The organism is Sphingomonas mali NBRC 15500, from assembly GCF_001598415.1.
Taxonomy (GTDB): Bacteria; Pseudomonadota; Alphaproteobacteria; order Sphingomonadales; family Sphingomonadaceae; genus Sphingomonas; species Sphingomonas mali.
On record NZ_BCYX01000033.1, the window covers coordinates 37,060 to 43,799 of the forward strand.

8 protein-coding genes are annotated in these 6,740 nt (G+C 65.6%); 1 reads left to right on the forward strand and 7 read right to left on the reverse strand.

Annotated elements, in window-relative coordinates:
* Window positions 1–30 precede the first annotated feature (30 nt).
* From SMA01S_RS18625 to SMA01S_RS18645, 5 genes are all read right to left on the reverse strand, one after another.
* Window positions 31–1,131 carry a glycosyltransferase family 2 protein gene (locus tag SMA01S_RS18625; RefSeq protein WP_066825980.1) on the reverse strand — a complete coding sequence of 367 codons (1,101 nt, stop codon included), beginning with the start codon at window positions 1,129–1,131 and terminating at the stop codon, window positions 31–33.
* Window positions 1,128–2,177 carry a 3-isopropylmalate dehydrogenase gene (gene leuB, locus SMA01S_RS18630; protein ID WP_066826005.1) on the reverse strand — a complete coding sequence of 350 codons (1,050 nt, stop codon included), beginning with the start codon at window positions 2,175–2,177 and terminating at the stop codon, window positions 1,128–1,130. Before leuB ends, SMA01S_RS18625 begins: the two co-directional genes overlap by 4 nt.
* A 47-nt stretch (window positions 2,178–2,224) precedes the next feature.
* Window positions 2,225–2,836, reverse strand: coding sequence for a DNA repair protein RecO (recO, locus tag SMA01S_RS18635; protein WP_066825983.1), 612 nt, complete (start codon window positions 2,834–2,836; stop codon window positions 2,225–2,227).
* Window positions 2,837–2,986: 150 nt separating this feature from the next.
* Window positions 2,987–3,154, reverse strand: coding sequence for a Flp family type IVb pilin (locus SMA01S_RS18640; protein WP_066825985.1), 168 nt, complete (start codon window positions 3,152–3,154; stop codon window positions 2,987–2,989).
* Between the two features lie 158 nt (window positions 3,155–3,312).
* Entirely contained in the window at window positions 3,313–3,798 is a 486-nt protein-coding gene (locus tag SMA01S_RS18645) for a hypothetical protein (RefSeq protein ID WP_066825987.1), read from the reverse strand.
* Between the two features lie 257 nt (window positions 3,799–4,055).
* Here SMA01S_RS18645 and SMA01S_RS18650 point away from each other — a divergent pair, with 257 nt between their 5' ends.
* Window positions 4,056–4,859, forward strand: a complete 804-nt coding sequence (locus SMA01S_RS18650) for an arginyltransferase (RefSeq protein ID WP_066825989.1) — start codon at window positions 4,056–4,058, stop codon at window positions 4,857–4,859.
* 136 nt (window positions 4,860–4,995) lie between these two features.
* Here the strand turns inward: SMA01S_RS18650 and SMA01S_RS18655 are convergent, their stop codons facing one another.
* Window positions 4,996–5,700 carry a transglutaminase family protein gene (locus SMA01S_RS18655; protein ID WP_066825997.1) on the reverse strand — a complete coding sequence of 235 codons (705 nt, stop codon included), beginning with the start codon at window positions 5,698–5,700 and terminating at the stop codon, window positions 4,996–4,998.
* On the reverse strand, window positions 5,700–6,635 hold the full coding sequence (locus tag SMA01S_RS18660) for an alpha-E domain-containing protein (RefSeq protein ID WP_066826000.1): 936 nt from the start codon (window positions 6,633–6,635) through the stop codon (window positions 5,700–5,702). The genes SMA01S_RS18655 and SMA01S_RS18660 overlap by 1 nt, the downstream gene beginning before the upstream one ends.
* Between the last annotated feature and the right edge of the window lie 105 nt (window positions 6,636–6,740).

Consider the following 6,740-nt stretch of genomic DNA (forward strand, 5'->3'; position numbering starts at 1 on the left):
GAATAGCTCCGCTATTCCGCTACGCCGAGCCTAGTACCTTCCCCAAACGAACTTGCTCGACAGCGCGTAATTCCACACCGCGCCAATCAACACGCCGACCATCGCCGACGCCGCCCAGCCGCTGTCGCGGAAATCGTGCAGAAACCCGGCAATGCCGACATTGGCGACCAGCCCCACCGCGCACACCGCGCAAAACGAAACCCAGCCATCGACCAGCTGACGCACCCCCTTCAGCCGGCGATCGCGATAGGTCAGCGCATTGTTGAGGAAGAAATTGCCCGTCATCGCGGCAACGGCGGCGATGATCTGGCTGGTCAGGAAATGGATGTTCAGCACGAACATCGCGAAAGTCAGCACCGCCATGTGCACGCCGACCCCGATGGCGCCGATCGCCGAGAACATCGCGAAGCGCACCGGGATGACGCGCCCGAACATACGGTCGTAAAGCGCGATCAGATATTCCATCGCGACGACGTGATCGAGCTTGCTCTCGCCCGCGGTGCGGACGCGGAAGGTATAAGGCAGTTCGCGGAAATGGAGCGGGCGCGGCGACCCCGTCATGATGTCGAGCAGGATCTTGAAGCCGATTGCCGCGAGGCGCGGCGCGAGATTGCGCACGATCTCGGTGCGGATCATGAAGAAGCCGCTCATCGGGTCGCTGAGATCGGCCTCGAGCACATGCCGCGCGAGCCTGGTCGCCAGCGCCGATTTGGCGACGCGGTCCTTGTCCCATTCGCCCGTGCCGCCGCCATCGACGAACCGCGACCCGATCACCACGTCGAGCGTCGGGTCGTCGTGCAGCGCCTTGACCATGGCCGGCAGAATCGTCTCGTCATGCTGAAGGTCGCCATCGATCACCGCGACCAACGGCGCGGCGGTCGCCAGCATCCCTTCGATACAGGCCGAGGACAGGCCACGCCGTCCGATCCGCTGGATTACGCGCACGCGGCGATCGACCCGCGCCAGTTCGCGCGCCGCATCCGCGGTGCCGTCGGGACTGTCGTCGTCGACGAAGATCGCTTCCCAGGCGACGTGCTTCAGCGCCTCGTCGAGCTTCGCGACCAGCACAGGCACGTTGCGACGCTCGTTGAACGTCGGAATGACGACCGCGAGGTCGAGCAGGTCGCTCACAGGCCGGCGAGGATCGCGTCGCCCATCGCCGAGGTCGACAGCGTGCCGCCCAAATCCGCGGTGCGCGCGCCACCCGCAATCGCCTTGCCCACTGCCGCCTCGATCCGGTCCGCCTGTGCCGCCATGTCGAGCGAATGCCGCAGCATCATTGCCGCCGACAGGATCGTCGCGCACGGATTGGCCTTGCCCTGCCCGGCAATGTCGGGCGCCGAGCCGTGGATCGGCTCGTACATCCCCAGGCTCGACCGCCAGCTCGACAGCGAGGCCGATGGCAGCATGCCGATCGACCCGGCGCACATGCTCGCCTGATCCGACAGGATGTCGCCGAACAAATTGCCGGTGACGATGACGTCGAACTGGCCCGGATTGCGCACCAGCTGCATCGCGGCATTGTCGACATACATGTGGGTCAGTTCGATATCGTCATAGTCCTCGGAGACTTCGTTGACGATGTCTCGCCACAGCTGCGAGGTCTCGAGCACATTGGCCTTGTCGACCGAGCAGAGCTTGCCGCGGCGGCGGCGCGCGGTCTCGAACCCGACGCGCGCGATGCGTTCGACCTCGGTCTCGTCATAGCGCATCATGTCGTGCCCTTCGCGCACGCCGCCGAGCCCGACGCGCCGGCCCTTCTCGCCGAAATAGACGTCGCCGGTCAGTTCGCGCACGATCACCATGTCGATCGCGCGGGCGATCTCCGGTTTGAGCGGCGAGGCGTCTTCCAACCCCGGCGTCAGTTTGGCCGGGCGCAGATTGGCGAACAGGCCGAGTTCGCGGCGCAGTCCCAGGATCGCGGCTTCAGGGCGCAACCGGCGTTCGAGCCCGTCGAATTGCGGATCGCCGACCGCGCCGAACAGGATCGCATCGGCGCGCTTGGCGAGCTCGAGCGTGGTGGCGGGAAGCGGGTTGCCCACGCGCAGATAGGCCTGGCCGCCGACCGGCGCCTCCTCGAATGTCAGATCGAGTGCCAGCGCGTCGAGCACGCGGCGCGCTTCTGCGATAACTTCGGGCCCGATTCCATCTCCGGGCAGCAAGGCGATCAACGGCACGCGGCTTCCTTTCTCTCGTCCCGCCGCCTTTGCCGGGACGAACGCCGTCACGCAACCGCGCGCTTGAGCCTTTCGATCAGGCGCGCGCGCGCGGCCAGCGCCTCGGCCCGGCGATCGGTCAACAGATGCGCCTCGATCTCTCGCCCGGTGAACGCCAGCGCAGCGATGATCTCGGGCCAGTCGGACTCGCCGCTCACCGCCGGCGACTGGCCGAGGCCATAGCCGAGCTCTGCCAGCAACAGATCCTCATACCGAACCAATGCCACCGCCCAGCCGCGCGCGGCAGGCGCCGCCTCGATCGCACCGATCATGCCGTCGAGCGCGCCGTAGAGCCGCGGATAAGCCTGGCTCTCAGGCAGCGCGATCGCGGTCAGCGCGGTCACCCATTCGAGCGCAGCGCTCGCCAGCGGCTCGGAATAAAGCGGGGCTCGGCTATGGGTCAATTCGACGGTCAGCCCGGCAAGCTGGTCCTCGGTCCGTGCGCGCCACTCGCCCACCACCAGATTGGCCGGTTGCAGGACCGGGCGCAGCGCGCGCGACCGTCCGCCGCGGACATAGCCCGCGATCATCCCCACCTCACGCGTCAGGCAGCGCACCACGGCATTGTGCTCACCATGCTGGCGGACCGACAGGACCAGGGCTTGTGCGCGAAGATGCATGATTTGGGGGTAGAGGCCCGCGCGACGAGACGCCACCCTGGTCGGACGCCGCCCCGTTCGCCGGGAACGAGCATCCCAGCGGCTCCGCATGCTCCGACGTCTATCGGATTGTCCTCGCTATTGTCGTCGACAGTGGCAAAGCGCCGCACCTCAGGAAGCGTTCAAGTTGGCGACGATGTTCGAGAACGTGACAGACAATTGATTGCCGAGCCCCCGCATCGCGACAATGGCTGCAACGGCGATCAAAGCAGCGACGAGGCCGTACTCAATCGCTGCGATACCGCGCTTGTTACCAACAAATGCTCGCACGATCCTCATCCATATTGACTTGGCTGACGAGTATATCGCGCTTTACCGCCAAACAATTATGAGCACCTACCTACGTATCACTACATAAAAAACGCGACAGCCCCTTTACTCGCCCCTACCGCAACTTGGGTGGAGCGCACTCGTGCCGCAGCCGGCGTCGCCTTTGCTTAATCCTTCGCCGGGCGCAGTACTGGACCCGTCGCCCGCCTACCGATTTCATTCACGTCGTCGAGCGCCTGGACCAGGTCGCGATAGCGCGGCTTTGCACGACTCTGCTGCATCAGGGTCACGGTGTGGACGCGGCCATTGACGCGGCGAGTCAGCGCGCAGTCGATGCCGTCCATCACATAGGGCTTTTCCGGCGGCACGGTGCGCTGCTCGAAGCGTGCGAAATCGAGTTCGCGCCAGATCTTCGTCACCTCCGCCTTGGTCGCCCGGGCGCGCAATATGCCGGTCGAGCGGCGGGTAACCTTCATCACTTGGCCATTGGCCAGAATTCGCGTCTGTTCATAGCGTCCGTCAAACCCGCCGGTGCAGACGCTTTCGACATAATCGACGCCGCGCGGCGCGAACGGGAGAACGGGTTGCACGCGCTGCGCCGTCGCAGGGACGGCAAATGGAACGAACAGGGCGGCAATCAACAAACGGCGCATGATCTTCTCCTTCGCCGTCGCGGTTAATCGCGACTCCCTGAACCGAAGCTTGCGACAAAACGAATCGGAGCGGCGACGAGCCGCCTTGCACCCGCGACTCGCGAGGGCGTATTCTGTCGTTGCAAGGCGGTTCGTCGCATTTCTGGTGAATCATTAACCACCTTTCTTGGTAAAGCCGCTTTTCATCACGCCCCGCTCGATTCATAGTGCGTTCCCAGAGGCAGGATGGACCGGCCTCCGAGGGGACATATTCGTCGGTGACCGCGCCATTTCGTTTTCCGCGCTTTTTCGTGACGTCGCCGTCGCCGTGCCCCTATCTGCCGGGCCGGCAGGAGCGAAAGGTCTTCACCGAACTCAACGGCCCGCATGCCAGCGAGCTTAACGACGCGCTCGGCCGGATCGGTTTCCGCCGCAGCCAGTCGGTCGCCTATCGTCCCAGCTGCGCGGGATGCTCGGCCTGCGTCTCGGTCCGCGTTGTGGCGCCCGAGTTCAAGCCCAATGCGAGCCAGCGCAAATTGCTGCGGCGGCATGCCGATCTCGAGATTACGGCCTGCAATCCCTGGGCGACCGATGAGCAGTTCCAGCTGCTCCGCCGCTACCTCAGCGCGCGTCATCCCGGCGGCGGGATGACGATGATGGACGACAGCGATTATGCCGACATGGTCGAGCAATCGCCGGTCAACTCGGTAGTCGTCGAATATCGCGAGCCGAGCATTAATGGCGAACGCGGCCGGCTGATCGGCGCGTGCCTGACCGACCAGCAGGCTGACGGCCTGTCGATGATCTACAGCTTCTTCCTGGCCGATGAGGAAAGCCGCCCCGGGCTCGGCAATTTCATCATCATGGACCATATCCTGCGCGCCCGCGCCGCGGGCCTGCCCTATGTCTATCTCGGCTATTGGGTGAAGGGATCGGCGCGAATGGCGTACAAGACGCGCTATCGCCCGATCGAAGTGCTCGGCCCGTCGGGATGGTCGTTGCTCGAGGACGAAGAGGCGAATTACGCCCCGCCGACGCACCCGGCCGAACAGGCGCTGGCGATTACCGGCGAGTTCGCCTGAGGTTTCGGGTTAGGGATCGTCCCATCAACCGTCATTCCCGCGAAAGCGGGAACCCATCTCCCGGACTTGCCGCAAACTTAACCGTGCCGCTTGTCGAAAGCGCTGGTGATGGGTCCCGCTTTCGCGGGGATGACGATCAGCTTGTCGAGCTAACCCGTCCCCCGACCACCGTCGCCACGCCGTTCAGATCGATCGCGCTCGCGACCCGCGCGTGATCCTCGCCCGCCGACAAGCCGATCGCGGGATCGAAGCCGACCCAGCCGACGTCGGCGACATAAGCCTCGGCCCAGAAATGCGGCGTCGCGCCGCCATCGCGCGCGAAATAACCCGACACGCATCGCGCCGGATAGTTCAAGCGGCGGGCGGCCGCGACGAACATCGCAGCCAGCACGTCAGGACCGGAATCCTCCGCGCGCCGGTGAAGCGCCACGTTGAGCAGATGCAGGCGATCGATATCGCCGTCCGCTTCCTCGATCGCGTCGATCGCCAGCGCCGCAAGATCAGGCGCCTCCGCATTGCCGGACGATTGGCGCAGGAACAGCGCCGGCGGCAGCGGTTCGGGGTGCGCCGCGCTCAGGATGCCACTCGACGGGCCGGTGAACACCTCGCCGCCGACATGGATCTCGATCCGGTCGAGCGGGCCGTCGGCGTAGAGCATCGTCAGGACGTTGCCATAGCCGTCGCGCCCGGTGTTGAGCCGCGCATCGCAATCGGGGCCAATCCGCCAACTGGCGACCGTCTGGTCGTGATTGTCCTCCGGCGTGACGCGCAGCGCCAGGGTCACGCGAGACAACGAAACAGGGAAGTCGACAATGATCGTGTGATCGACCGCGATCCGCATCAGGCGAACTTGAACTGTCGCCCGATCGCGAAGTGCAGATCGGCATTCTCGGCGAGGAAGGTCTCGAGATATTGGTGCAACCCGCCGACGATCACGTCCGCCGACCGCGTCTTCATCATCTTGGCGTGGCGGCCGCGCGCCATGCGATCGGCCTCGCCATGATGCCCGGTGCGCTTGGCGAGCAGCGACAGCAGTTCGACCGTCTCCTCGACCGAGGCGGCCAGGCTGCGCGGCAGTTCGTGGCGCGCGATCAGCAGGTCGATGACGTTCGCCGGCGCCAGGCCATCGGAATAGAGCCAGCGATAGGCGGTCACCGCCGACACCGTCTGCAGGATGGTGGTCCATTGGTCGCGATCGACCACGCCGCCGACCGTTTCCCCCTCGGGCAGCAGGATATGATATTTGACGTCGAGCAGCCGCGCGGTGTTGTCGGCGCGCTCGATCGCCTGGCCCAGCCGGATGAACCAGGTCGTCTGGTTGCGCAGCATGCGGTGGATCGCGCCTTCGAACCCGCGCGTCTCCGCCTTGACCGCCTCTGCCAGGTTCAGCGTCGCGGTGGCACCACCGGGCGACGAGCGGCTGTCGAACAACAGCCACGCGCGATTGATCCCGGTCCAGGCGTCACGCGTCAGCGCGGTGCGCACCGCGCGCGCATTGGTCCGCGCCTTGTCGAGGCAGCGGACGATCGATCCGGGATGGCTGCTATCCAGGGTCAGGAAACGCGCCACCGACTGCTGCCCGATTGTCGCGCCCGAAGCCTCGAACGCTTCCTGCGCGTCGATCACCGCGAGCGCGCTGGCCCAGGCTACTTCGCCGGCCGGGCGCGGTGATAGAACGTCGAGGCGCACGGTCGCCTCGACCAGGCGCGCGATGAAATCGGCGCGTTCGACATAGCGGCCGAGCCAGTAAAGAGAGGACGCCGTGCGGGAGAGCATTAAAAGTCCTCCCCGTTTACGGGGAGGGGGACCAAGACGCGCAGCGGCTTGGTGGAGGGGGCTGGCCCCAAGCGATGTAGATGTGGAGCCCCCCCCCCCCCCCCC

Excerpts from the sequence above, each read along its gene's own strand:
- recO (WP_066825983.1), bottom strand. The coding sequence starts at position 2,836 with ATGCATCTTCGCGCACAAGCCCTGGTCCTGTCGGTCCGCCAGCATGGT.
- SMA01S_RS18640 (WP_066825985.1), bottom strand. The coding sequence starts at position 3,154 with ATGAGGATCGTGCGAGCATTTGTTGGTAACAAGCGCGGTATCGCAGCG.
- SMA01S_RS18645 (WP_066825987.1), bottom strand. The coding sequence starts at position 3,798 with ATGCGCCGTTTGTTGATTGCCGCCCTGTTCGTTCCATTTGCCGTCCCT.
- SMA01S_RS18655 (WP_066825997.1), bottom strand. The coding sequence starts at position 5,700 with ATGCGGATCGCGGTCGATCACACGATCATTGTCGACTTCCCTGTTTCG.
- SMA01S_RS18660 (WP_066826000.1), bottom strand. The coding sequence starts at position 6,635 with ATGCTCTCCCGCACGGCGTCCTCTCTTTACTGGCTCGGCCGCTATGTC.